Annotated in this window: 17 protein-coding genes and 2 pseudogenes; 8 read left to right on the top strand and 11 right to left on the bottom strand. The window is 71.3% G+C overall.

What is annotated here, in order from left to right; translation table 11 throughout:
• Nucleotides 1-98 precede the first annotated feature (98 nt).
• Nucleotides 99-644, bottom strand: a pseudogene (locus ABT114_RS13620) (NADP-dependent oxidoreductase); the annotation flags it as partial.
• Nucleotides 641-1,111, bottom strand: coding sequence for a MarR family winged helix-turn-helix transcriptional regulator (locus ABT114_RS13615; RefSeq protein ID WP_351141939.1), 471 nt, complete (start codon nt 1,109-1,111; stop codon nt 641-643). The pseudogene ABT114_RS13620 and the gene ABT114_RS13615, both read right to left, overlap by 4 nt.
• Nucleotides 1,112-1,260: 149 nt before the next feature.
• Here ABT114_RS13615 and ABT114_RS13610 point away from each other — a divergent pair, with 149 nt between their 5' ends.
• The 5 genes from ABT114_RS13610 (at nt 1,261) to ABT114_RS13590 (ending at nt 5,244) form a co-directional block, all read left to right on the top strand.
• Nucleotides 1,261-2,472, top strand: a complete 1,212-nt coding sequence (locus ABT114_RS13610; RefSeq protein WP_351141937.1) for an MFS transporter — start codon at nt 1,261-1,263, stop codon at nt 2,470-2,472.
• 55 nt (nt 2,473-2,527) lie between these two features.
• Nucleotides 2,528-2,953 (top strand): GlcG/HbpS family heme-binding protein, encoded by a 426-nt coding sequence (locus ABT114_RS13605; protein ID WP_351141935.1) that lies wholly within the window; start codon nt 2,528-2,530, stop codon nt 2,951-2,953.
• Between the two features lie 124 nt (nt 2,954-3,077).
• A complete protein-coding gene (locus ABT114_RS13600; RefSeq protein WP_351141933.1) occupies nt 3,078-3,905 on the top strand; it encodes an aldo/keto reductase in 828 nt (275 codons plus the stop codon).
• A 170-nt stretch (nt 3,906-4,075) separates the two neighbouring features.
• Complete coding sequence (locus tag ABT114_RS13595; RefSeq protein ID WP_351141931.1) at nt 4,076-5,092, top strand: LLM class oxidoreductase; 1,017 nt, start codon at nt 4,076-4,078, stop codon at nt 5,090-5,092.
• On the top strand, nt 5,092-5,244 hold the full coding sequence (locus tag ABT114_RS13590; RefSeq protein ID WP_351141929.1) for a hypothetical protein: 153 nt from the start codon (nt 5,092-5,094) through the stop codon (nt 5,242-5,244). Before ABT114_RS13595 ends, ABT114_RS13590 begins: the two co-directional genes overlap by 1 nt.
• Before the next feature lie 565 nt (nt 5,245-5,809).
• Here ABT114_RS13590 and ABT114_RS13580 read toward each other — a convergent pair.
• Nucleotides 5,810-6,580: a methyltransferase domain-containing protein gene (locus tag ABT114_RS13580; protein WP_351141927.1), complete on the bottom strand. Its 771-nt coding sequence runs from the start codon at nt 6,578-6,580 to the stop codon at nt 5,810-5,812.
• Between the two features lie 28 nt (nt 6,581-6,608).
• On the opposite strand from ABT114_RS13580, the gene ABT114_RS13575 reads away from it, so the two are divergent.
• Nucleotides 6,609-7,040 (top strand): MerR family transcriptional regulator, encoded by a 432-nt coding sequence (locus tag ABT114_RS13575; RefSeq protein WP_351141925.1) that lies wholly within the window; start codon nt 6,609-6,611, stop codon nt 7,038-7,040.
• A gap of 277 nt (nt 7,041-7,317) precedes the next feature.
• Nucleotides 7,318-9,741 (top strand): SpoIIE family protein phosphatase, encoded by a 2,424-nt coding sequence (locus ABT114_RS13570; RefSeq protein ID WP_351141923.1) that lies wholly within the window; start codon nt 7,318-7,320, stop codon nt 9,739-9,741.
• Nucleotides 9,742-10,106: 365 nt separating this feature from the next.
• Here the strand turns inward: ABT114_RS13570 and ABT114_RS13565 are convergent.
• From ABT114_RS13565 to ABT114_RS13530, 8 genes and pseudogenes are all read right to left on the bottom strand, one after another.
• Nucleotides 10,107-11,399, bottom strand: a pseudogene (locus ABT114_RS13565) (SWIM zinc finger family protein); the annotation flags it as partial.
• A gap of 1,532 nt (nt 11,400-12,931) precedes the next feature.
• Complete coding sequence (locus ABT114_RS13560) at nt 12,932-15,763, bottom strand: SCO1167/SCO6262 family helicase (protein ID WP_351141921.1); 2,832 nt, start codon at nt 15,761-15,763, stop codon at nt 12,932-12,934.
• A 100-nt stretch (nt 15,764-15,863) separates the two neighbouring features.
• Nucleotides 15,864-16,457 (bottom strand): sugar kinase, encoded by a 594-nt coding sequence (locus tag ABT114_RS13555; protein ID WP_351141919.1) that lies wholly within the window; start codon nt 16,455-16,457, stop codon nt 15,864-15,866.
• On the bottom strand, nt 16,454-17,599 hold the full coding sequence (locus ABT114_RS13550; protein WP_351141917.1) for an ROK family glucokinase: 1,146 nt from the start codon (nt 17,597-17,599) through the stop codon (nt 16,454-16,456). The genes ABT114_RS13555 and ABT114_RS13550 overlap by 4 nt, the downstream gene beginning before the upstream one ends.
• A 114-nt stretch (nt 17,600-17,713) precedes the next feature.
• The gene (locus tag ABT114_RS13545; protein WP_502988324.1) at nt 17,714-18,556 is read right to left on the bottom strand and encodes an ATP-binding cassette domain-containing protein; all 843 of its coding nucleotides are present in this window, start codon (nt 18,554-18,556) and stop codon (nt 17,714-17,716) included.
• Nucleotides 18,523-19,551 carry an ABC transporter permease gene (locus ABT114_RS13540; RefSeq protein ID WP_351141913.1) on the bottom strand — a complete coding sequence of 343 codons (1,029 nt, stop codon included), beginning with the start codon at nt 19,549-19,551 and terminating at the stop codon, nt 18,523-18,525. The genes ABT114_RS13545 and ABT114_RS13540 overlap by 34 nt, the downstream gene beginning before the upstream one ends.
• The gene (locus ABT114_RS13535) at nt 19,548-20,552 is read right to left on the bottom strand and encodes a sugar ABC transporter substrate-binding protein (protein WP_351141911.1); all 1,005 of its coding nucleotides are present in this window, start codon (nt 20,550-20,552) and stop codon (nt 19,548-19,550) included. Before ABT114_RS13535 ends, ABT114_RS13540 begins: the two co-directional genes overlap by 4 nt.
• A 233-nt stretch (nt 20,553-20,785) precedes the next feature.
• The gene (locus ABT114_RS13530; RefSeq protein WP_351142213.1) at nt 20,786-21,523 is read right to left on the bottom strand and encodes a GntR family transcriptional regulator; all 738 of its coding nucleotides are present in this window, start codon (nt 21,521-21,523) and stop codon (nt 20,786-20,788) included.
• Nucleotides 21,524-21,652: 129 nt separating this feature from the next.
• Between ABT114_RS13530 and ABT114_RS13525 the strand changes: the two genes are divergently transcribed.
• Nucleotides 21,653-22,675 carry a Gfo/Idh/MocA family protein gene (locus ABT114_RS13525; RefSeq protein ID WP_351141908.1) on the top strand — a complete coding sequence of 341 codons (1,023 nt, stop codon included), beginning with the start codon at nt 21,653-21,655 and terminating at the stop codon, nt 22,673-22,675.
• Nucleotides 22,676-22,678: the final 3 nt, after the last annotated feature.

The following is a 22,678-nucleotide window of genomic DNA, read 5'->3' as shown; positions in this document are numbered from 1 at the left end:
ACCTCACCGCCCGCGCCCGCCCGGACCCAGCACTGATCACCTGCCGTCTACGGCCGGTCCCGGAGCCGGGCCGGCCGCAGGCACCACAGCCGAAGGACATGGTTGTGTGCGCTCGCCGTGCCGATCACGCGGGCGCCAAGCGCCACGGCGATCTGGACGCCGAGCGAACCGACTCCGCCTGCCGCCGCGTGCACCAGGACGGTGTCACGGGCACAGATGCCGACCCTCTTGATCGCCTGATACGCCGTCAGCCCAGCAAGGGGCACGCCCGCGGCCTGCTCCCAGGAGAGCGCGGCGGGCTTGAGAGCAAGCATGCGCACATGCGCGGAGACCAGTTCGGCGTAGCCGCCATGCTGGACGGAGTCCTTGCGGATGTAGCCGAACACCTCGTCGCCGGGCGCGAACTCCTCGACGTCGAAGCCCACCCGTTCGACCACTCCTGCCACATCCCAGCCGGGGACCAGAGGGAAGTGCGTCTCCATGAGCGCATCGAGGCGCCCTTCGGCGAGTTTCCAGTCCACCGGGTTGACTCCGGCGGCCTTCACCCGGACCAGCACCTCTCCCGGGGCTACCTTCGGGTCCGGGATGTCGGTCAGCCGGAGCGCCTCCGGTCCGCCGTATCCGCTGAGGATGATCGCTTTCATGCGGCAACCACCGTCGGCACCCGCACCACCTCAACGGTGCGCACCAGGGGCTTCAGCCGGGGGTCTGCAGCCGCTTCGTCGAGCGCCTCGCGCAGTGCCGCCTCGTTCGCAGGGCGGGCTGCATCGAGGAGCTTCAGGCCCGCCTCGGTGACATCGGCGTAGATGCCGCGTCGGTCGGTGAGGCACAGGTAGCGCGAGAGCAGTCCGCGGTCCTCCAGGCGGGTCACCAGGCGGGTGGTGGCGCTCTGGCTGAGCACGACGGCGTCGGCGACCTGCTTCATCTGCAGGTGACCGCCCTCTCCGTCGTGCTGGCGGCTCAGCACGTCCAGCAGCGAGTACTCGCGCACGCTCAGGCCATGCCCGGCCTGCAGAGCATGCTCCAGGTGGGACTCGATCCTGCCGTGCAGCAGGGACAGCGCGCACCAGCCCTGAGCCAGGGCGGTGAGCGCGGGGGCAGTCGCGGTCATCGGGGCCTCCTTCTTCGGGCCATTCCCCCAACAATTGCACACGACGGCAAATGCATTCAACCTCTTGCCGCGTTTGCACTTATCCAGCGCTTGCAAGTATTGTTCTGGAACGTAAGCGCCTCACGCAACCACTTGGAAGGCAGCTCCTCATGCCTCTCGCGCTCCTGGCCCTGGCCATCGGGGCCTTCGGGATCGGCACCACCGAATTCGTGATCATGGGCGTATTGCCCCAGGTCGCAGATGACTTCGGTGTCACCGTCCCGACCGCCGGCTGGCTGGTCTCCGGCTACGCCCTCGGCGTTGTCGTCGGCGCACCGCTCCTGACCGCGCTGGGCACCAAGGTGTCCCGCAAGAAGATGCTGATGTTCCTGATGGCGCTGTTCGTCGTCGGCAACGCGCTGTCCGCCTTCGCGCCCGGTTTTGGCGTCATGCTCATCGGGCGGGTCGTCGCCTCCCTCGCGCACGGCGCGTTCTTCGGCATCGGTTCCGTGGTCGCCGCCGACCTGGTGGCCCCGGAGAAGAAGGCCTCGGCCATCTCCCTGATGTTCATGGGCCTCACCATCGCCAACATCGTCGGTGTCCCACTCGGCACCTACATCGGGCAGGCCGCCGGCTGGCGCGTCACTTTCACCCTCGTCGCCGCGCTCGGCATCGTCGGCTTCCTGGGCGTTGCCAAGTTGGTGCCCGAGATGGGCCGGCCGAAGACGGAGAACGTACGCACCGAGTTCGCTGCGTTCCGCAACGTGCAGGTGTGGCTGGCCATGGCGATGACGGTTCTGGGCTACGGCGGTGTGTTCGCCGCGATCACCTACATCACCCCGATGATGACCGAGGTCGCCGGATACACCGAGGGAGCCGTGACCTGGCTGCTCGTCCTGTTCGGCATCGGTATGTTCCTGGGCAACCTGCTCGGCGGCAAGTTCGCCGACCGTGCCCTGATGCCGATGCTCTTCACCACCCTGGCGGCCCTGACCGCAGTCCTGCTGCTGTTCACCGCGACCGCTCACAACAAGGTGCTCGCCGCGATCACCCTCTCCCTGATCGGTGCGCTCGGCTTCGCGACCGTGCCGCCGCTGCAGAAGTGGGTGCTCGACCAGGCTTCGGCCGCACCGACCCTGGCCTCCGCCGCCAACATCGGCGCTTTCAACCTCGGCAACGCCCTCGCCGCCTGGCTCGGCGGCATCGTCATCGCCGCAGGCCTGGGCTACACCGCGCCCAACTGGGTCGGTGCCCTGCTCTCCGGCACCGCCCTGTTGCTCGCCTTCCTCGCCGCCCACCTCGACCGCCGCACCCGCGCAGCGGGCCGCGTCGTCGCTGGTTCCCCGGCGAACGAGAACGCGTCGGCCGCCGTCCGGCTCTGACCGCGACACGCCATCGCACCCACTCCGTCATCCATCCACTGTGAAGGAACCTGCCATGAGCACCCCCGCCACCGCCGTCGCCCCGCTGACCACGCAGGACGCGGAGGTCCTCCTCGCCGCTGCCCGCCGAGCCGCCGAGGCCGCGGGAGTCACCGTGAGCGTCACCGTCCTGGATGCCGGCGGGCACCTGCTGGCTTTCCGCCGCGACGACCAGGCTGTCCTGATCTCTGGTGAGACCAGCACCCGCAAGGCCTACACCGCTCTCCAGCTCAACACTCCCACGGCCGACCTGGTCGACGCGGTCAAGCCCGACGGGCCGTTCCACAGCCTGCCCACCGCGCTCGACAAGCCGCTGCTGTTCATCGCCGGCGGCCTGCCCGTCCACCGCGACGGCCGCCTGATCGGCGCCATCGGTGTCGGCGGCGGCGCCCCCGAGCAGGACCACGCCTTCGCTACTACGGCCATCGCCTCTCTGGCCTGACCATTCACCGGCCACGAGCCGACCGCCACTGGACCGATCGCCGGGTACGGGGCGGGACCGCCGACTCCCCCTTCGCGGTCTTGCGCCCGCCGAGCACCATCTCTTTGAAAGCAAGGAACCACACATGGCCCCCACCGTTCCCACCGTCACGCTCAACAACGGCATCCAGATCCCGCAGCTCGGCTTCGGTGTCTTCCAGGTCCCGGACGCCGAGACCACCGCGGCGGTGACCGCGGCCCTCGAGTCCGGCTACCGCTCGATCGACACCGCCGCCATCTACGGCAACGAGACCGGCGTCGGCAACGCACTCGCCGACTCCGACCTCACCCGTGACGAACTGTTCATCACCACCAAGCTGTGGAACGCCGACCAAGGCTACGACGCCACACTCACGGCGTTCGACGCCAGCCTCGACAAGCTGGGCCTGGACTACATCGACCTCTACCTCATCCACTGGCCCACCCCGGCCCGAGATCTGTACCGGGAGTCCTGGAAGGCCATCGAGAAGCTGGTGGCCGACGGCCGGGTCCGCACCGCCGGCGTCTCCAACTTCCAGCCCACCCACCTGCGGCGGCTGCTGGACGGCGCCTCGATCGTGCCGGCCGTCAACCAGATCGAGCTGCACCCCGGCCTTCAGCAGGCCGAGCTGCGTGCCCTGCACGCCGAGCTCGGTATCGCCACCGAGGCCTGGAGCCCGCTCGCGCAGGGCGCGGTACTGAAGGAGCCCGCGCTGACGGACATCGCCGCCCGGCGCGGCAAGTCCCCGGCCCAGGTCGTTCTGCGCTGGCACCTGCAGCTGGGCAACATCGTCATCCCCAAGTCGGTCACGCCCACCCGGATCCAGGAGAACATCGACGTCTTCGACTTCACCTTGTCGGACGAGGAGATGGCCGCGATCGCCGCGCTCGACCGCGGCCTGCGCACCGGCCCCGACCCCGACACCCTCAACTGACGCTCCACCCCGCAGACCGGCCCGCGCGGGGCGGCGACAGCCGCCCCGCGCGGTTGCTCCGGCCGGTGTGGACAGGGACGGCAGGCCCCTGCCCGCACCGGCCCATCCGAACTTCGGCAGCCCGCGCACTGCATGCGTGCCCTCACCGCCTCGAAAGGTCCGTGCCCGCCATGCCCTCCACCCCGACCGCCCTGGACCGCCTGGTCAAGCCGGACGGCCGTCTCACTCTCGGACTCGAACTCCCGCTGGACAACGACTGGGGTGCCAACCGCCTGCGCGCCGACCGCGCGGCAGGCCGCCCCTTTGGTGTCCCCGACCTGACCGAGCACGCTCGGCTGGCGCGCCTCGCGGACGAGCTGGGCTTCGCCGCCCTGTGGGTGCGCGACGTCCCGTTGTACGACCCGCAGCAGTTCGGCGATGCCGGCTCGGTCTTCGAGACCTTCACCCACCTCGGCCACCTCGCGGCCCTCACCGAACGCGCCGTCCTCGGCACCGCCGCGGTCGTTCTGCCCCTGCGCCGCCCGTTGCTGGTCGCCAAGGCGGCCGCCACCGTTGACGTCCTCTCCGGCGGCCGGTTCATCCTCGGCCTGGCCAGCGGTGACCGCCCCGTCGAGTATCCCCTCTTCGGCGAGGACTTCGCGTCCCGCGGCGCCACCTTCCGCCAGAACGTCGACATCCTGCGCGCGGCCTGGGCGACCCATCTGCCTGAGCAGGGCATGAACCTGCCGCATGTGGGCCTGCCCAGCGACCGCGGCCTGGACGTCCTGCCCAAGCCGACCGGTGCGACCATCCCCCTGGCCGTCGCCGGGCACGCCCAGCAGTCCGCCGAGTGGATCACGCAGAACGTCGACGCCTCGCTCAACTACCCGCGCCCGCTGGGTGCGTTGCGCCTGAAGACGCGCGAGTGGCAGAAGCTGGCCAAGGGCAAGCCGTACCTGACGCCGATGCAGCTCGACCTCACCACCGCCCCAGACACCCCAGCCACCGCCATCCGCCTCGGCCTGCGCACCGGCCGCCATGCCCTGCGCGAACATCTCAAAGCGATGAGTGACCTGGGCGTCGCCCACGTCTCCTTCAACCTCCGCCCCGGCGACCGCCCCGTCGAGAAGGTCCTCCAGGAACTCGCCGACGAACTCCTCCCCTGCTTTCCTTCGGCAACCCCGATGCCCAGCACAGCGACGACTTGATGTCTCTCCCCGCGCTGCGCCGCGGGGAGTTCCCGTGCCGTGTGCTGCGCATCGGCCGTACGACACGAGTGGTCGCGGCGTCGTTGCTGCACGTGCTGGAAAGCGGAGATCCGGAGTGCAACGGTGCCCGCGCCCACGACCGCACGGCGTAGTAGCCCGCTACGCGACGCAGCCCCGCCGGAGCGTGCCGGCGGGGCTGCGTCGTCTCACGCGCTCTCACACAGGTCTCACCCATCGCTTTCCTGCTCCTGGCTGCCGCCCTCGTCGTACGTTTCCTGCGCACCGGCGGCCCGGCGATGCTGCGCATGATGGGCGGCTCGCCCGACCACGTTGAACACGAGCACGACAACGCCCGTATGCACAACGGACACCACCACTGAGCCCGCCTCTCCCCCTCCGCACAGGATGACGCCGATAACCAGTCCTGAGCAGCGCTCCGCGCGACCGCCGGTGCGGCGGTGGCGGGCGCTGCTCGTGCTCGGACTGCCGGCGGGCCTGTTCGCCTCATCACCGTCCTCCCTTCCTAGTACGACTGGTCCACCGGGGCTCGGCGGCCGCGCTGGGCCGCCGGGCCCCGGGCAACCTGCTCGGTCGGCCCCTTACTGGTCGGCAGCGCGGAAGCGGCGCAGATTCACCTTGCACGTCAACCGACCGTCTCACCCCTGACCGCCCGGCCCGTCCCGCCCGGCTGGGGGGATGGGCCGGGCACACGCAGCGTCAGCGCGGGCTGGTCCCCGCGGTGACGAAGATCGGCAGGGCCAGGAACAAGCGGTCACGTTCCGCGCGACCGCGCTGCTCGGCGATCCAACCGTGCGCGGCCTCCCGGGATACGGCACCGGAGGCATGGGCGCCCTCCGCGAGCCCGACGAGCATGGGAAGCATCGTCGCTCCCGTGAAGACTGCGGTGCGAACCTCGACCGACACGTCCTCGAAGCCTGCCGTCAGCAGCAGGTTTCGGCAGCTCCGCGCGACTCGTGGCGCAAGGACCAGGTCGGCGCGGGCCTGCACGATGGTGCGCGTGATGGCGGGGACGTCGGAGTCGATGACGATGGTGTCCCAGTCCTGCGCCAGCACCACGGCCCGACCGCCCGGGGCGAGGACCCGGCGGGCTTCCTGCAGAGCGTTGCCCGGATCATCCAGTTCGTGAAACACCTTGTCCGCGCGGTAACCCGCCAGCGAGCCGTCCTCCAGCGGCAGCTCGTACGCGTCGGCAACCCTGAAGTCCGCACGCGGCCACCGTTCACGAGCGATGTCGATCATGCGCTGGTCGACATCCAGGCCGACCGCCCCGGCGCCCAGCTCAGTCAGTTCCGCCACCGCCCGCCCGGCCCCGCACCCGACGTCCACAACAGCCGCCCCTGACGGGAGTCGCAACAACTCGTAGGAGTGTGCACGCAGGTCGGCCGCGCCAGGTAGCCGGTCGGCCGCGTCAAGCAGTGCGACAAGGTCATACGCCGACGAGTCCATCTGCTCCGTATCAGTAGCCATGCCGCCCAGGCTCCGACTTAATGTCGGCATGAAGTCAAGCGGCGAAGACGAGACGTTCAGCATCGGTGCCCTCGCCGAGCGCTTCGGCCTGGCCACACACGTCCTACGGCACTGGGAGGCGATGGGCCTGCTGACACCGGCTCGCGACAGTGCGGGTCGCCGCCGCTACGGCACCGACCACCTCACCCGCGTCGCCGTCATCCTGCGGGCCAAAGAGGCCGGCCTGTCCCTGGACACGATCCGCTCCCTGTCCGCCACCAGCGATCCGGCAGGCCGCCGGGAGATCCTCCGGCAGGAGGCCGACGCTCTGCGCCGCCGTATCGCCGCCGCCCAAGCCTCGCTCGAACTCATCGAGTGCGCCCTTCACTGCGACCACGAGGACTTCACCCAGTGCCCGCGCTTCCGGCAGACGGTCGTCGACCGGATCGGCGTCGAGGCACCAGCCCACATCCGCGTATGAGTGGCGCTGCGTTCGCGGCCCGGGGCGGGCTCACCATGCGGGTCAGTGGCCGTTGACGGCGAGTTCGTAGGACTCCGATCAGCTCGCCGGCAACGCATCATGCCGGAGGGGCCCTGGGCTTGTGGGCCGTGGCCGTCCGGTCACACCCAGGCCGTGAGGTCCCTTGGGCCGACTGTGCGGCAACACCGTCCAGCGTGTGCAATCACTTGACGAGAACTGACACCAGGACCGAGCGATCCTTGAATCAGCAGGGAACCCGAAGGCGAGATGATCGACCATGGACCCACCGGCGCGTTGCCCTGGTGACTCCTTCTCCGCCGCTGGGGCTCTGGCAGTGGCCGCTCCGGACGGTGCGCTGACCTGCTGGAGCACCGGTGCGGAGCAATTGCTCGGGCACTCCGCCGCCGAAGCCGTCGGCCGGCCCGCGGCAGAGCTACTCGCATCGGCCCTCCCCGCGGCTGCTCGTGAACGGTTCGATCGGCAGGAGGACTGGACCGGGCAGGTGGCACTCCGCCACCGGGACGGCACCACGGTGCAGTGCCGGTTGCGGGCGCGTCCGCTGCCCACGGGTGGTGGGCGGGCCTGTTGGTTGCTGGAGGGCATCCCGGTGCGGGAGGAGGCGGAGCGCGACGCAGACCCGCTCATCCGCTGGTCGTTCGACCAATCGCCGTTCTCCCTGGCGATCTACGACACCGAGGGCCGATTCCTGCGGGTCAACGAGCCCATGACCAGGCAGCTCGCCGCCTCGGAGCGGGAGCTTCGGGGGCTCCGGATCACAGAACACATGCCCGATTCGGCCTTCCAGGCTCCCGAGCGATCCGTCGATCGCGTGCTGGAGACCGGTGAGCCCGAGCACATCGAGAACTACGTCAAAGTCCCGGGAGAGCCGCAGGCACACGCCTGGATCATCCACTTCAGCCCGCTCAAGGACCCCCACGGGCTGGTACAGGGCGTGCAGCTGGCCGCCCTGGACTTCTCCGACCAGTACGCGGCCCGCGAGCGCCTGGCGCTGCTCAACGAGGCCAGCAGGACCATCGGCAGCAGCCTGGACGTGAGCCGCACCGCTCAGGAACTGGCCGACGTAGCCGTGCCCGCCCTCGCGGACTTCGTCTCCGTCGATCTCTTTGACGCCGTGCTGCGCGGCGACGAGCCCCCGCTGATCGCCGTCGACGGGCCTCTGCTGCTGCGGCGCGCAGCCATCCGCTCCGGTGTGAAGCCTGCCGTCGCAGTCGGCGAGCTGACGCGCTACCCGGAGTTCTCGCCGGTGGCCCGCTGCCTGGCCACCGGTCACGGCACCGTGCACCCGATCGGGGATCCCGAGATCACCCGCTGGCTGGCCCACGACCCCGACCGGGCCGCCTGGGTGAGCCGGCACCGCGCGCATTCGCTGATCGCGGTGCCGCTGCGCGCCCGCGGCACCAACCTCGGCGTCGTCCTCTTCACCCGTCTGGACCCCTCCGCCCCGCCGTACGAACACGACGACGTGAAGATCGCCGAGGAACTGGCGGCGCGAGCCGCGGTCTGCATCGACAACGCCCGCCGTTACACGCGCGAGCACACGACAGCGCTGGCCCTCCAGCACAGCGTTCTGCCGCAGGGGATTCTCGAGCAGGCAGCCGTCGACGTAACCGGCCGTTACCTGCCCGCGGACTCTAAGCTCGGCGTCGGCGGTGACTGGTTCGACGTGATCCCGCTTTCCGGCGCCCGTGTCGCCCTCGTCGTCGGCGATGTGGTCGGGCACGGCATCGCCGCCTCGGCCGCCATGGGGCGCCTCCGCACCGCCGTACGCACCCTCGCCGATGTCGATCTGACCCCGGACGAGCTTCTCGCCCACCTGGACGACCTTGTCGTCCGGCTCAGCTCCGGGCCCGACTCCGGAACGGAGGCGAGCGTCGGAGAACTCGGAGCCACCTGCCTCTACGCCGTCTACGACCCCATCTCCCGCAAGTGCTCGCTCGCCAGTGCGGGCCACCTCTGGCCCGCACTGGTACGCCCTGACGGCCGAGTGGACTTCCTCGAACTGCCCACCGGCCCGCCGCTCGGCGTGGGCGGGATGCCGTTCGAGTGCGTCCACCACGAACTACCCGAAGGCAGTCTCCTCGCGCTGTACACCGACGGCCTGATCGAGCCACGCCACGGTGATGTCGACGCCGGCCTGCATGCCCTGCGCGGTGCCCTCGCCGACGCCGTCGCTTCGTCGTTGGAGACCACCTGCGACAAGGTGCTCGAAGCGATGCTCGACGAGCGGCCCACCGACGACGCCGCGCTGCTCATCGCCCGAACACGTGCCCTGGACAGCGGGAACGTCGCCGTCTGGGACCTTCCCGGCGATCCGGCCGTCGTCGCAGGTGCCCGCTCTCAGGCGATCGCCCGACTCCACGCCTGGGAGCTGGACGAGCTTGCCTACGTCACCGAACTCGTGGTCAGCGAACTGGTGACCAACGCCATCCGCTACGGGGGCGCGCCGATCCAGCTCCGGCTGATCAAGGAACGGACGCTGATCTGCGAGGTCGCCGACGGCAGCAGCACCTCACCACACCTGCGCCGCGCCCGCATCTTCGACGAGGGCGGACGCGGCCTCATGCTGGTCGCCCAGCTCACCGAACGCTGGGGGACGCGGTACACCGGCACCGGCAAGACCATCTGGACGGAGCAGCCCCTTCCCGCACGGGTGCCCAGGACCGGTGGACGGCGGGCATGAATCACGCTTTCCCGGGCGGACACCTCGCCTCCTCGGGCTGCGCCACCCTCGCCCGGCGCACCGGCCCGCACGAACGTATCTACGCCGTACGGGGTAGGGCGCCTGCACTCGTCCCCCGCGCGCGTGGGGGGGAGCAATGCATGTGAAGGGCGCGTGGGGGTGAGACGCCTGAGCCGGACCCGGCCAGGGCGGCACGGCGCGCGACGCGGGCGAGGCGTGCGAGGGAGGAGCGGGGGATCAACAACAGCCGCGCGACAGGTACGCGCGGTACCGCGGGGCAGGGCGGTGGCTGTTGAGGATCACGGGTGACATCGCACGAGGGTGGGGGCCAAGTCGGCAGGGGGTCGGGCCGGTTCGGGTGCGGCTCAGAACTCGCCGGTGCCGCCCAGGCCCGTCAGCGCCCCGACCGGGTCGTGGTCGGGGGTGCCGCGGGGCCACCAGTCGTCGTCTCCGGGGTCCGATTCGTAGGCGTACCACAAGCCGTCGCGGCCGAAGCGGAGTTGCACCTGGCCGTGGGGGTGGGTGAGGCGGTTGCGTGCCGGGCGGAAGGCGGGCAGGTCGGCGGCGAGGAGGAGCGGGCGGGCACGGTCGAACCGTCCGGCGGGCGGGTCCCAGGGCTCTTCGAGGACGGCGAGGCCCTCGAGCCCGCCCTGCCGCCAGGCGGCGACCGCGCGGGCCAGTTCGGCCGGGGTGCGGCCGGCTGCGGAGGCGAGCGAGGAGTAGAGGGCGCGGGTACCGGCGGTGAGTCCGGAACCGGGGCGGGCCGCGGCGAGTCGTACCGCGTCCTGCCACAGCGTGAGTTCGCCGGCCTCGTCACGTCCGGTGCTCAGCAGGGCGTGGGCGCGCGCGGCGGCGTCGGTCGCCAGCTGGTCCAGCGCGAACGGATCGGGGCCGCCCGGCGCCGAGGGGTAGACGGGGGGCTGCTCGGGGTGCGCGGGCACGGGCAACGGGGGTGGGAGTGGCGGAAGTTGGCGGACCACGAGGGCTTCGGTGGCCCGCACGCCGGGGAGCGGCTCCGGTTCCCTTTCCTGGGCGGCGCGGGCCGCGCGGGCGGCGCTCAGCCGGGACAGGGCGTCGAGCAGCTCGCGTTCGCCGCGGCCGCGCAGCAGGAGCAGCACGAAGGGGTCGGCGTCCAGCAGGCGGGCGGTCTGGTAACAGAGGGCTGCCGCGTGTTTGCAGGGGTGGCCTCGGTCGGGGCAACTGCACTGCGGTTCCAGGTCACCGGGGCCTGGGAGCAGCCCGACCCCGCAGTCGGCGAGAGACTGGGGCATCTCCCCGTCGAGCAGCGCGGCAATGTGCCCCGGGCGATCGGCGGCGGCGTCCAGGAAGCGCTCCCAGTCGGCGTCGTCGAGGGTGCGCAGCCGCACCTGGACGCGGTACGGGCGGGGGCGGCTGCCCTGCACGTACGCGAGCACGAGCCCGGGTGTCACCGTGATGGCGTCCACATACCCCTGCTCCGCATAACCCCGTCCACGCGCAAGCCGCTTGACGTCCAACGCGCCCTCCTCCAGCGCGGCGACCCAGGCATTTCCCCACCAACTCTCGGCGAACCGGCTGTCGCCGTCAGAGGTGAGGGGTGCGAACGCGGGGAAGGTGCGGCGCAGATCGCCGTCGCGGCGGGGGGAGGCCATGGAGTGGGGGACGCGGGGAGTGACTGGGGCGTGGGAGGGGTGTGGGGGATTCGGAGAGTGACTGGGGGGTGCGAGGGATGTGGGGGACGTCCGGGGTGAGTGGGAGTCGGAGGGTGTGGGGGGCGTGGATGTCCCGTGGGGTGTGGGAGCCAGGTGAGGTGCGGGGGGCGTGGACGTCCCGTGGGGTGTGGGAGCCAGGTGAGGTGCGGGGGGCGTGGACGTCCCGTGGGGTGTGGGAGCCAGGTGAGGTGCGGGGGGCGTGGACGTCCCGTGGGGTGTGGGAGCCAGGTGAGGTGCGGGGGTGCTGCGCGTGGGAGACGCTGTGGGCAGGGTGGAGGGGCCGGTGTGGGAGGGGCCCGGGTCTGAGGGGCTGGCGTCCGAGGGACGGGTGGCCGACAAGCCGAGGTCCGGGGCCTCGGAGCCCGAGAGGCCGGATCCCGAGGAGCGATCGAGGTCCGGGGAGCCGGAGCCCAGGCCACGCATGGCCGACAGGCCGAGGTCCGGGGCCTCGGAGCCCGAGAGGCCGGATCCCGAGGAGCGATCGAGGTCCGCGGAGCCGGAGCCCAGGCCACGCATGGCCGACAGGCCGAGGTCCGGGGCCTCGGAGCCCGAGGTGTCCGGGGAGCCGGAGTCCAAGGAGCGGCCCACCTCGGAAGAGCCGGAGTCCGAGGCGCCGGTACCCGAGGGTGCCAGTGCGTCGGACGGCATCCGGAAGGCGTCGGCGAGCAGCTCCCGTAGTTCACGGGCCCTGGCGGCGGGGGTGCGACTCTGCGCATCGCCGCGGCGCCGGGAAAGAGCAGGTTCGGGCCGGGCGGGCCGGGGTGCGGCCTCGGCCCGTGTCTCTCCGGCGTCCGCGCGGGCCTGCCGTGCCTCGGCGCGAGCGGCCCACAACGCCTCACGGGCGACATCCGCAGGGCGCGCGCCTCGCGGATCGGGCTCCCTCTCACCAGCCGTGGCACGGGCGTTCGCCGAACCGTCGGAGGTCTGGGTCAGCTTGTCCACCGCGTCACCGTCACCGGGACTCCCCGGACGCGTGACCTCCGCCTCTCCAAGGCTGCCCATCGCCCCTTGCCCGTCCCCGGAGCCGACGGCCCTCACCCCCTCGGGCGGTATGGCTGTGCCCATCCCCGTGCCGCTGCCGCTGCCGATGTCGCTGTCCGCGAGCGCGCCCGCGCCGCGGCCGGCGGACACCGCTCGTCGCAGCGCCTCGCGGGCCGCGTCGGCCGGTCCGGCGCGGCGGCCGGTGGTCTCCCTGGCTGCCGGGCGTCGCTCCACGGGCTTCACGGCTCCCGGAAGATCCGCACGGCCCCCACTGTCCGGAAGCTCCGCGCGGTCCGCGCGACCCGACAGGTCTCGGCCGTCACCCCGCTCGGTCCCGGCCCCCGCCGGGTCGCCACCTCCGTCGGCTCCCCCGCCGCCACCCATGCGCTCGCGCGCGGCCCGCAGGGCCCGGCGCGCGGCATCGGCGGGTCGCGCCTCAGCGGACGGCCGCGGTGACTCGTCCGGCAACCGGCCGTCCTGCGACCGGCCGTCCCCCACCGGTGTCTCCTCCGTCCCCATCACGCCTCCCTCCGCAGCGACACCAGGTCGGTCAGCTCACGGTCCGTCAGTTCCGTGAGGGCCGACTCGCCGGAGCCGAGGATCGCGTCGGCGAGGGCGCGCTTGGACTCCAGCATCTGCGCGATGCGGTCCTCGACCGTGCCCTCGGTGATGAGGCGGTGGACCTGGACCGGCTGGGTCTGGCCGATGCGATAGGCACGGTCGGTGGCCTGTTCCTCGACGGCCGGGTTCCACCAGCGGTCGAAGTGGACGACATGGCCCGCACGGGTGAGGTTGAGGCCGGTGCCGGCCGCCTTCAGGGACAGGACGAGGACGGGCGTCGCGCCGCTCTGGAAGCGGTCCACCATGCGCTCGCGCTCCGGTACCGGCGTACCGCCGTGGAGGAGGTCCATGGGGATCGCGCGGGCGGCGAGGTGGGCGGCGATCAGGCGGGCCATGCCGACGTACTGCGTGAAGACGAGCGCCGAGCCGTCCTCGGCCAGCAGGGTGTCCAACAGCTCGTCGAGAAGGGCGAGTTTGCCGGAGCGGGCGGCAAGACGGTCGCCGGGAGCGGCCTCCTCCTTGAGGTAGAGCGCCGGGTGGTCGCAGATCTGCTTCAGCGCGCCCAGCAGCTTCAGTACCAGCCCCCGGCGGGCGATGCCGTCCGCGGTTTCGATGGCGAGCATCGACTCACGCACCACCGCCTCGTAGAGCGCGGCCTGTTCACGGGTGAGCGGGACCGGGTGGTCGGTCTCCGTCTTGGGCGGAAGTTCGGGGACGATGCCGGGATCGGACTTCTTGCGGCGGAGGAGGAAGGGCCGGACCAGACGGGCCAGCCTGGTCACCGCCTCCTCGTCCTCGCCGTTCTCCACCGCGCGCGCGTGCCGGGCGCGGAAGGACTTCAGGGGGCCCAGGAGCCCCGGTGTCGTCCAGTCCAGCAGGGCCCAGAGCTCGGAGAGGTTGTTCTCGACCGGTGTGCCGGTCAGGGCCACGCGCGCGGGGGACGGGATGGTGCGCAGCGCCTTCGCCGTCGCCGAGTAGGGGTTCTTGACGTGCTGTGCCTCGTCCGCGACGACCATGCCCCACCGCTGCTGGGCCAGCGTCGGTGCCGTCGAGCGCATCGTGCCGTACGTCGTCAGGACGAAGCCGCCGGCCAGGTCGTCGAGGGTGCGGTCCGGGCCGTGGTAGCGGCGGACGGGGACGCCGGGGGCGAACCGGGTGATCTCCCGCTGCCAGTTGCCGAGCAGTGAGGCCGGGCAGACCACCAGGGTGGGTTCGCTGCGGGCGCGCTTGAGGTGCAGGGCGATGAGGGTGATCGTCTTGCCGAGTCCCATGTCGTCGGCCAGGCAGCCGCCGAGGCCGAGGCCGGTCATGAGGTCGAGCCAGGCCAGTCCGTGGAGCTGGTAGTCGCGGAGGGTGGCGTGCAGGCCGGCGGGCGGCTCCGCGGGCCGTACTCCGGCGGTCAGCCGGTCGCGCAGGGCCGCGAAGGCGCCGACCGGGACGGCCTCGACCGTCTCGCCGTCGACCTCCGCGCTGCCGGTGAGCGCGACGGACAGTGCGTCGACGGGATCGAGCAGGCCCAGTTCGCGTCGGCGGGCCTTGCGGACGAGGGCCGGGTCGACCAGCACCCACTGGTCCCGCAGCCGTACGACCGGGCGGTGGGCCTCGGCGAGCGTGTCCATCTCGGCCTCGCTGAGCGGGTCGCCGCCCAGTGCCAGCTGCCAGCGGAACTGGAGCAGGTCCTCGCTCTCGAAGAAGCCGGTGCCGTCGGTCGCCGAGCCGGGCGCCGACCGTACGACCGCCGTCGCGGACAGGTCCTGTGCCAGGTCGCGCGGCCAGTGCACGGCGACCCCCGCCGCCGCGAGCCGGGTGGCCGCGACGCCGAGCAGGTCGCCCAGCTCCTCCTCGGACAGGGCCAGGACGTCGGGTGCGTCCTGCTCGGCGAGCCGGTCCAGCGGCGGCCAGACCCGGGCGGCGCGCCGGACGGCGAGGGCGGCGTCGACGCGCGCGCGTGGCCCGAAGGCCGCGTCCGCCTCGCCCGCCCACAGGGCCGCCGCGTCGGCCACGAGGGTGGGGTCGGCGAGGCTGTGCACCTGGACGATCGCCGCGCCCGCGCTGCGGGCGATGTCACCGCTGTCGAACAGGTCGGACGCCGACAGGTCCAGGCGCAGCGAGATGCGCACGCCCGCGTCCATGCCGGCGGCGACCTCGGCGGCCCAGTCCTGGGCGCCGGGCAGCCGCTGCGGCCGACGGTCGGCGAAGGGCTTCCCGTAGGCATACGGAGCGGCGGGGGTGCGGGGCAGGGTGTCCGCGACCGCGTCCAGGAAGGAGCGCATCAGCGCTTCCGGCTGCGGTAGCCGGAGCGGGCCGGGGCCGGGCAGCGGGACGGCGTGACCCTCGTACGGCAGGGCCGCGGCGACCGCCCGCAGGTGGGCGATGTCGTCGGGGTCCAGGGGGCCGGCCCGCCAGGCGTCGAGGCCGGTGGGGGTCAGGCCGGGCAGCAGCCGTCCGCGGGCGGCGAGCCGCAGCGCGTGCAGGGCGGCCGCGCCCCAGCAGGCGGTGGCGGGGTGGGCGGCGGGGTCGCGGCGGGCGCGCACGAGCAGGGGCAGCGCCTGGCCGATGGGTAGTGCCAGCGCGTGGGCCTGTCTGCGGCGGACCGAGGCGCCGTGGCGTCGTACGACGGTGAGTACCGTGGGTTCGGCTCCCTCGGCGGGCAGCGGTCCGTCCTGCGGGTCCCAGAAGGCGACGCGTCCGTCGCGCGGGAGGAGCGCGGGCAGGAAGACGGCGGCGAGTCGGAGGGGAACGGCCCCGGACTCCCCCGTACGCTCGGCCACCGCGGCCGTGTCACTCATACGCTTTGTTCACCTCCCGCCCGCGTGTCGGATCAGACGTCTTCGACTCTACGGGCGGGGTCTGACAATCGGCCCCGGCGACCGTCCGGGCCCCGCCGGATCAAGGAACCGTGCGAGCGACGACGTACACCATGGGGTACGTGGGGTTGCCCCAGTTCACGACCACGTCGTGCGTCGGCTGCGGGTTCTTCTGCTCGTGGACGAACCCCCAGTACGGGCCCTGACGGGCACCGGGACCCGTGAACGTCCAGCCGGTGACGTCCTGGTCGCGGTCGCCGATGGCGATGTCGTCCTTCTTCAGCTGCTCCTGGCCGATGCCCAGCTCTTTGAGGAAGGCGTTCAGGCCGGCGTTCGTGGTCTGGAACTGCACGTAGAGACGGCTGGTCTTCCAGTTGTTCGTCTCGTAGTACGCGACCTTGTTCGCCGGGTGCGGGACCGGCACCTGGTAGAGGCGGCGCTGCACCTTCGACGGCCAGCCCTCGGTCAGGCCGGTCGCCGAGTACTTCGCTTCCTTGTCCTTGCCGCTGTCGCGGCTCTGGTTGGCGGAGATCACCAGATAGCCGGCCGGGACACCGATGAGCAGCACGATGATCAGCAGGGTGAGCGCCCTGCGGCGGATCCGGTGTCGTCGGTCCTCGGCCTGCTGGGACGGCTCTTCCGGGGGTGCGGCCTGGCGGGGCAGCGAGGCGGTCATGCGGTGTCCTGGGTACGGCGGGACTCCGCGTACCGCTCGTAGCGCTCGTACCGCTCCACCCGGCGCCGCTTGGCGCGGCGGAAGCGACGGGCGACCAGGCGGGCGAGGTCGGCGGCGCCGACCATGCCGGCCTCGGGGCCGAGCTGGGCGCGGACGATGCGGGCCTCGGGGCGGTAGCCGCGGCCGGTGAGCTGGCGCTTGAAGGCGTCCCGTGCGGGGCCGATCAGCAGGTCGTCGGCCGCGGAGACCCCGCCGCCGATGACGAAGCAGGAGGGGTCGAGCGCGGCCGCCAGGTTCGCGATGCCGACGCCGAGCCACTGGCCGATGTCCTGGAGCAGCTCGATGCACATGGCGTCGCCCTCGCGGGCCAGCTCGGTGATCATCGGGCCGGTGATCTCGGCGATGTTGCCCTTGACGTGCTCGATGATCCCGTACGCCACCGGGGAGTCGGCGGCGGCCAGCTCCCTGGCCTCCCGGACCAGCGCGTTGCCGGAGCTGTACTGCTCCCAGCAGCCACGGTTGCCGCACGGGCAGCGGTGGCCGCCGGGCACGACCTGCATATGGCCGAACTCGCCCGCGACGCCGAACTTGCCGCGCTTGACCTGGCCGTCCTCCAGGATCGCGCCGCCGATGCCGGTGCCGAGCGTGATCATGACGAGGTGGTCCTCGCCGCGTCCTGCGCCGAAGCGCCACTCCGCCCAGGCGGCGGTGTTGGCGTCGTTGTCGACGAGCACGGGCACCGACAGACGGCCCGAGAGGCGGTCGCGCAGCGGTTCGTTCCGCCAGGAGAGATGGGGGGCGAACAGGACGCGGTTGCGCTCGGCGTCGACCCAGCCGGCCGCGCCGATACCGACGGCGTGCACGTCGTGCCGGTCGGACAGGTCCAGGACCAGTTCGACGATGGTGTCCTCGACGACCTTCGGGCTCTTGGACTTGTCCGGGGTCTCCGTGCGGAGTTTCTCCAGGATGTTGCCGTCGGCGTCGACGACGCCCGCCATCACCTTCGTACCGCCGATGTCGATGCCGACCGTGGGCACACGGGGTGCGGTGAGGTGCGAGCGGCGCTCGCGGGTGCCCACGGTACGCAGCACGGGGGCGCGGCGCGAGCCGATGGGGGCGCTGAGGTCGCGGTAGGTGCTCATCAGGCCCGATTCTGCCTCACCGCTCCACGGGGTGCTGTACGGGGAGCAGTGGGGGTGCGTTGTGGCTGATCGCCCCCGGACGGCGGAGCCGCACCTCGATACGGCCCCGCGCCCCTATCCGCGCTGCAGCTCATGACGTAGATCGTCCAGCTCGTTTCCGCCTGCCATCTGGCTTGTCAGCTCGTCCAGGGTGATCCCCTCGCGCGTGTGGTTGCCCACCATCGTGCCGCGCTTCAGGAGCACGAAACGGTCGCCTACCAAGTACGCGTGATGCGGGTTATGGGTGATCAAGACAACACCCAGGCCCTCGTCCCGTGCCGCCGCCACATACTTCAGGACCACGCCCGACTGCTTCACGCCCAGCGCCGCCGTCGGTTCGTCGAGGACCAGGACCTTCGCGCCGAAGTGCACGGCCCGGGCGATCGCCACGCACTGACGTTCACCGCCGGACAGCGTGCCGATGGGCTGGTCCACGTCGCGGAGGTCGATGCCCATGCGCAGCAGTTCGGCGTGGGTGGTCCTGCGCATGTGGTCGACGTCCATGCGCTTGAAGGGGCCGCTGCCCTTGCGGGGTTCGGAGCCGAGGAAGAAGTTGCGCCAGACCGGCATGAGTCCTACGACGGCCAGGTCCTGGTAGACGGTGGCGATGCCGCGGTCCAGGGCCTCGCGCGGGGAGGACAGGCGGGTGTCCTCACCCTCGATGCGCAGGACGCCTCCGTCATGGTGATGCAGCCCAGCAATGATCTTGATCAATGTTGATTTGCCCGCACCGTTGTCACCCAGGACGCAGGTGATCTCGCCCGCGTGCACCTCCAGGGAGACGCCTTCGAGGGCGCGGACGTTGCCGTAGTGCTTGCTGACGTCGGACAGCTCCACGAGCGCCGTACGTTCTGCCGTACGTTCCGTGGTCTCCGTGGGATGCGTCACTTGGTGGCCTCCGCGCGCTTGCGGACCCAGGCGTTGAGCAGGGTCGCGAGGAGCAGCATCGCTCCGAGGAAGAACTTGAACCAGTCGGGGTTCCACTCGGCGAAGACGATGCCCTTGCTGGTCATGCCGAAGATGAACGCGCCGACCGCCGAGCCGATCGCGCTGCCGTAGCCGCCGGTGATCAGGCAGCCGCCGATGACGGCCGCGATGATGTAGATCAGCTCGTTGCCGACGCCCTCGCCGGACTGGACGACGTCGTAGGAGAAGAGCAGGTGCTGGCCCGAGATCCAGGCGCCGAACGCCACGCCCATGTAGAGACCGATCTTGGTCTTGTCCACGGGGACGCCGACCGCGCGGGCCGCGTCCTTGTTGCCGCCGACCGCGAAGATCCAGTTACCTATGCGGGTGCGCAGCAGGATCCAGGAGGCGACGGCGACCAGGCCGAACCACCACAGGATGGTGATCTTGAAGTCGACGCCGCCGAGGGTGAGGGTCGAGGCGAAGACGTCGTGCGCCGTCGAGAAGCCCTCCATGTCGGCGATCGTCTTGGTCGAGACCGTACTGTCGATCAGCTTGGTGAAGCCGAGGTTCATGCCGGTCAGCATCAGGAAGGTGCCGAGCGTGATGATGAAGCTCGGCAGCTTGGTGCGGGTGAGCATGAAGCCGTTGAAGGCGCCGATCGCCAGGGTGACGAGCAGGGAGACCCCGACGCCGACCCAGACGTTCGCCGTCATCTGGTAGCTGAACATCGACGAGATCAGCGCGGACGACGTCACCAGGACGCCCGCCGAAAGGTCGAACTCGCCGCCGATCATCAGCAGCGCGACCGGGACCGCCATGATGCCGATCGTCGAGGACGCGTACAGGACCGTGCTGAGGCTGGAAGCGCGCAGGAAACTGTCCGCCGCGAACGCGAAGAAGACGAAGACGGCGATCGCTCCGACGACCGAGCCCAGTTCGGGGCGGCCCAGCAGCCTGCGGAGCGGAGAGGTGTGCAGGATCCTTTCATCGGTCGTCGCGCTCATCGGGTGCCCCGCTTCGTGTACTCCTCGAGCGTGGCAGCCTGGTCCTTGGTGATGATCTGCGGTCCGGTGAGCACGGGCTTGCCGCCACCGAGCATGTTGGCGTTGTACCTGTACAGCCACAGCAGGTCCACGGCCTGGTAGCCCTGGAGGTACGGCTGCTGGTCCACGGCGAAGCCGAGCGTGCCGTCCTTGAGCTCGGCGGCCACCTTGGCGTTGAGGTCGAAGGTGTCGATCTCAGCCTTGCTGCGCGCGTCCTGCCGGGCCTTCACGGCGGTGTCGGCGTACGGTGCGCCGAGGGTGACGACCGTGTCGATCGACTGGTCGGCCTGGAGCTTGGCGCTGATCGCGGACTGCACGTCCGGCATGTTGGTGCCGTTGACGTAGAGGTTCTCCACCTCTCCGTCGAAGGTCTTCTTCACTCCGGCGCAACGCTGCTCGTGGCCGACGTTGCCCTGTTCGTGCAGGATGCAGACGGCCTTCTTGCGGCCGCGCTTGTTCAGCTCGTCGCCGACGGCCTCGCCGGCGACCGTCTCGTCCTGGCCGATGTGCGCGAGAGCGCCGAAGGCCTTGGACTCGGCCGAGCCGGAGTTCACGGTGATCACCGGGATGCCGGCCTTCTCCGCCCGGGCGACGGCGGCCTTCATGGCGTCCGGCTTGGCGAGCGTGACGATGATGCCGTCGACCTTCTTGTCCACGGCCGCGTCCACGAGCTGGGCCTGCTGCTGGCCCTCGTCGTCGTGGGAGTACAGGAAGTTGATGTTGTCCTTGACGGCGGCCTGCTCGGCGCCGCTCTGGACGATGTCCCAGAAGGTGTCGCCGTCTCCCGAGTGGGTGATCATCGCGAAGGTCCAGCGGGGCGTGTTCACCGCCGCCTTGCCCTGTGCCGCGGCGGCCTTGCGGGCGTCCTCGGCGCGCTTTCCGCCGGTGCTGCTGCACCCGGCCAGGGAGACGCACAGTGCCCCCGCCAACGCGATCCCTGCCCAGGTCCGAAACCGTGCCACGAGGCGGTGCCCTTCTTGCTGTGTTCAGTGGTACGCAAGGGGCGGGCAGCCTCACCGACGGTGACACCACCTACCCCAAACGCCCCAGTATGGAGCATAGGGACCGCACGCCTGGTGACCGGGGACCGTGAGCCGGTCGCATTGTCCTGACAATGCGACGAACACAGCCGGGTAACAGACGCAGCACAGGGGCCGAAAACGGGCGGGAGCCAGGGGCCGAAAACAGGCGCGGTTCAGGGCCGTACGAGTAGCTGGAACTCGAACGAATAGCGGCTCGGCCGGTAGATGTGGTCGCCGAACTCGACCGCGCGGCCGGTGTCGTCGAAGGTCGTGCGCTGCATGGTGAGCAGCGGGGCGCCCTCTGGCTCGGTGAGCCGCTCGGCCTCGGCGGCAGTGGCGGCGCGGGCGCCGATGGACTGGCGGGCGCTGTGCAAGGTGATGCCGGCGGCGCGCATCAGGCGGTACAGGCCGGTGGCCTCCAGCTGCGTGGTGTCCAGGTCGAGCAGCCCGGGCGGCAGGTAGTTGCACAGGTACGCCATCGGCTCCCCGTGCGCGAGGCGCAGCCGCTCCACCCGGTGCACCTCGCTGCCCTCGGTCACGGCGAGCGCGGCGGCGACCCCGGCGGAGGCCGGGACGACGGTGTTGACGAGGACCTTGGTCGCCGGGCGCTGTCCGGCCGCCTCCAGGTCGTCGAAGAGGCTGCTGAGCTCCAGCGGGCGCTTGACCTGGCTGTGCACGACCTGCGTACCGACGCCTCGGCGGCGCACCAGCAGACCCTTGTCCACGAGCGACTGGATGGCCTGGCGGACCGTCGGCCGGGACAGGCCGAGCCGTGCGGCGAGCTCGATCTCGTTGCCGAGCAGGCTGCCGGGAGTGAGCGTGCCGTGCTCGATCGCGGCCTCCAGCTGCTGGGACAGCTGGAAGTACAACGGCACGGGAGAGCTCCGGTCCACACTGAGCTCGAGCTGCACGGTCGGGTCCACTTCTGGTTTCGGCACGGGGCGAGCGTAGCCCCGTGGCCGGTTGACGGGAAGTCGTGTAGTTCGATTGTCTGGACATACGCATTGACAGCGTGCCGGGTCTGCCCTCAGTTTGTTCACATGCGCATCGGCGTCATCGGTACGGGTCGCATCGGCACGATCCATGCGAACACACTCAGTCGCCATCGCGAGGTCGGATCACTGATCCTCACGGACGTGGACCCCGCGCGCGCCCAGGAGCTGGCGAACCGGCTGGGCGAGACGGCGGCGCCGGGGGTGGACGAGATCTTCACCTGGGGCGTGGACGCCGTGGTGATCACTACGGCGACGTCGGCCCATGCCGAACTGATCGGCCGGGCAGCACGCTCGGGACTACCGGTGTTCTGCGAGAAGCCCATCGCCCTCGACCTGCCCGGCACCCTGCAGGCCATCGCCGAGGTCGAGGCGGCAGGAACGGTCCTTCAGATGGGCTTCCAGCGCCGCTTCGACGCGGGCTACGCAGGCGCGCGCGAGGCGGTCCGCTCAGGCCGGCTCGGCCGGCTGCACACGGTCCGGGCCGTGACGTCCGATCAGGCCCCGCCCCCGGCTGCGTGGCTGCCGCTGTCCGGCGGGCTGTACCGGGACACGCTGATCCATGACTTCGACGTCCTGCGCTGGGTGACGGGCCACGAGGTGGTGGACGTCTACGCCGCCGGGTCCGACGCCGGTCCCGCGATGTTCCACGAGGCGGGCGACGTCGACACGGCCGTGGCCGTCCTCACCCTCGACGACGGCACGCTGGCGACGGCGACGGCGACGCGGCTGAACGGTGCGGGCTACGACGTCCGCATGGAGCTGGCCGGGGAACTGGACCAGATCGTGGTCGGCCTGGACGACCGCACGCCGATCGCGTCCACGGAGCCGACCGGGCCGCCGGCCGCGGACAAGCCGTGGACCGGTTTCCTGGAGCGCTTCGGACCCGCGTACGAGGCCGAGCTGTGCGCGTTCGTCGAGGTCGTGCGGGGCGAGCTGGCCAATCCGTGCGACGGCCGCGAGGCCTTGCAGGCCCTCAGGATCGCCGAGGCCTGCGACGTGTCCCGACGGGAGCGCAGAGCGGTGGGTCTGGCGGAGATCCCGGGCGGGGTGGCGTCGGCGTCACGGTGAGCC

Source organism: Streptomyces sp. NPDC002088, assembly GCF_040296605.1.
Classification (GTDB): Bacteria; Actinomycetota; Actinomycetes; order Streptomycetales; family Streptomycetaceae; genus Streptomyces.
Note: the sequence above shows the minus strand (reverse complement) of the source record. Positions and strands in the feature narration are given on the sequence as shown.

Coding starts and splice junctions, on each gene's coding strand:
- ABT114_RS13615 (WP_351141939.1), bottom strand. CDS start 1,111: ATGACCGCGACTGCCCCCGCGCTCACCGCCCTGGCTCAGGGCTGGTGC.
- ABT114_RS13610 (WP_351141937.1), top strand. CDS start 1,261: ATGCCTCTCGCGCTCCTGGCCCTGGCCATCGGGGCCTTCGGGATCGGC.
- ABT114_RS13605 (WP_351141935.1), top strand. CDS start 2,528: ATGAGCACCCCCGCCACCGCCGTCGCCCCGCTGACCACGCAGGACGCG.
- ABT114_RS13600 (WP_351141933.1), top strand. CDS start 3,078: ATGGCCCCCACCGTTCCCACCGTCACGCTCAACAACGGCATCCAGATC.
- ABT114_RS13595 (WP_351141931.1), top strand. CDS start 4,076: ATGCCCTCCACCCCGACCGCCCTGGACCGCCTGGTCAAGCCGGACGGC.
- ABT114_RS13590 (WP_351141929.1), top strand. CDS start 5,092: ATGTCTCTCCCCGCGCTGCGCCGCGGGGAGTTCCCGTGCCGTGTGCTG.
- ABT114_RS13580 (WP_351141927.1), bottom strand. CDS start 6,580: ATGGCTACTGATACGGAGCAGATGGACTCGTCGGCGTATGACCTTGTC.
- ABT114_RS13575 (WP_351141925.1), top strand. CDS start 6,609: ATGAAGTCAAGCGGCGAAGACGAGACGTTCAGCATCGGTGCCCTCGCC.
- ABT114_RS13570 (WP_351141923.1), top strand. CDS start 7,318: ATGGACCCACCGGCGCGTTGCCCTGGTGACTCCTTCTCCGCCGCTGGG.
- ABT114_RS13560 (WP_351141921.1), bottom strand. CDS start 15,763: ATGAGTGACACGGCCGCGGTGGCCGAGCGTACGGGGGAGTCCGGGGCC.
- ABT114_RS13555 (WP_351141919.1), bottom strand. CDS start 16,457: ATGACCGCCTCGCTGCCCCGCCAGGCCGCACCCCCGGAAGAGCCGTCC.
- ABT114_RS13550 (WP_351141917.1), bottom strand. CDS start 17,599: ATGAGCACCTACCGCGACCTCAGCGCCCCCATCGGCTCGCGCCGCGCC.
- ABT114_RS13540 (WP_351141913.1), bottom strand. CDS start 19,551: ATGAGCGCGACGACCGATGAAAGGATCCTGCACACCTCTCCGCTCCGC.
- ABT114_RS13525 (WP_351141908.1), top strand. CDS start 21,653: ATGCGCATCGGCGTCATCGGTACGGGTCGCATCGGCACGATCCATGCG.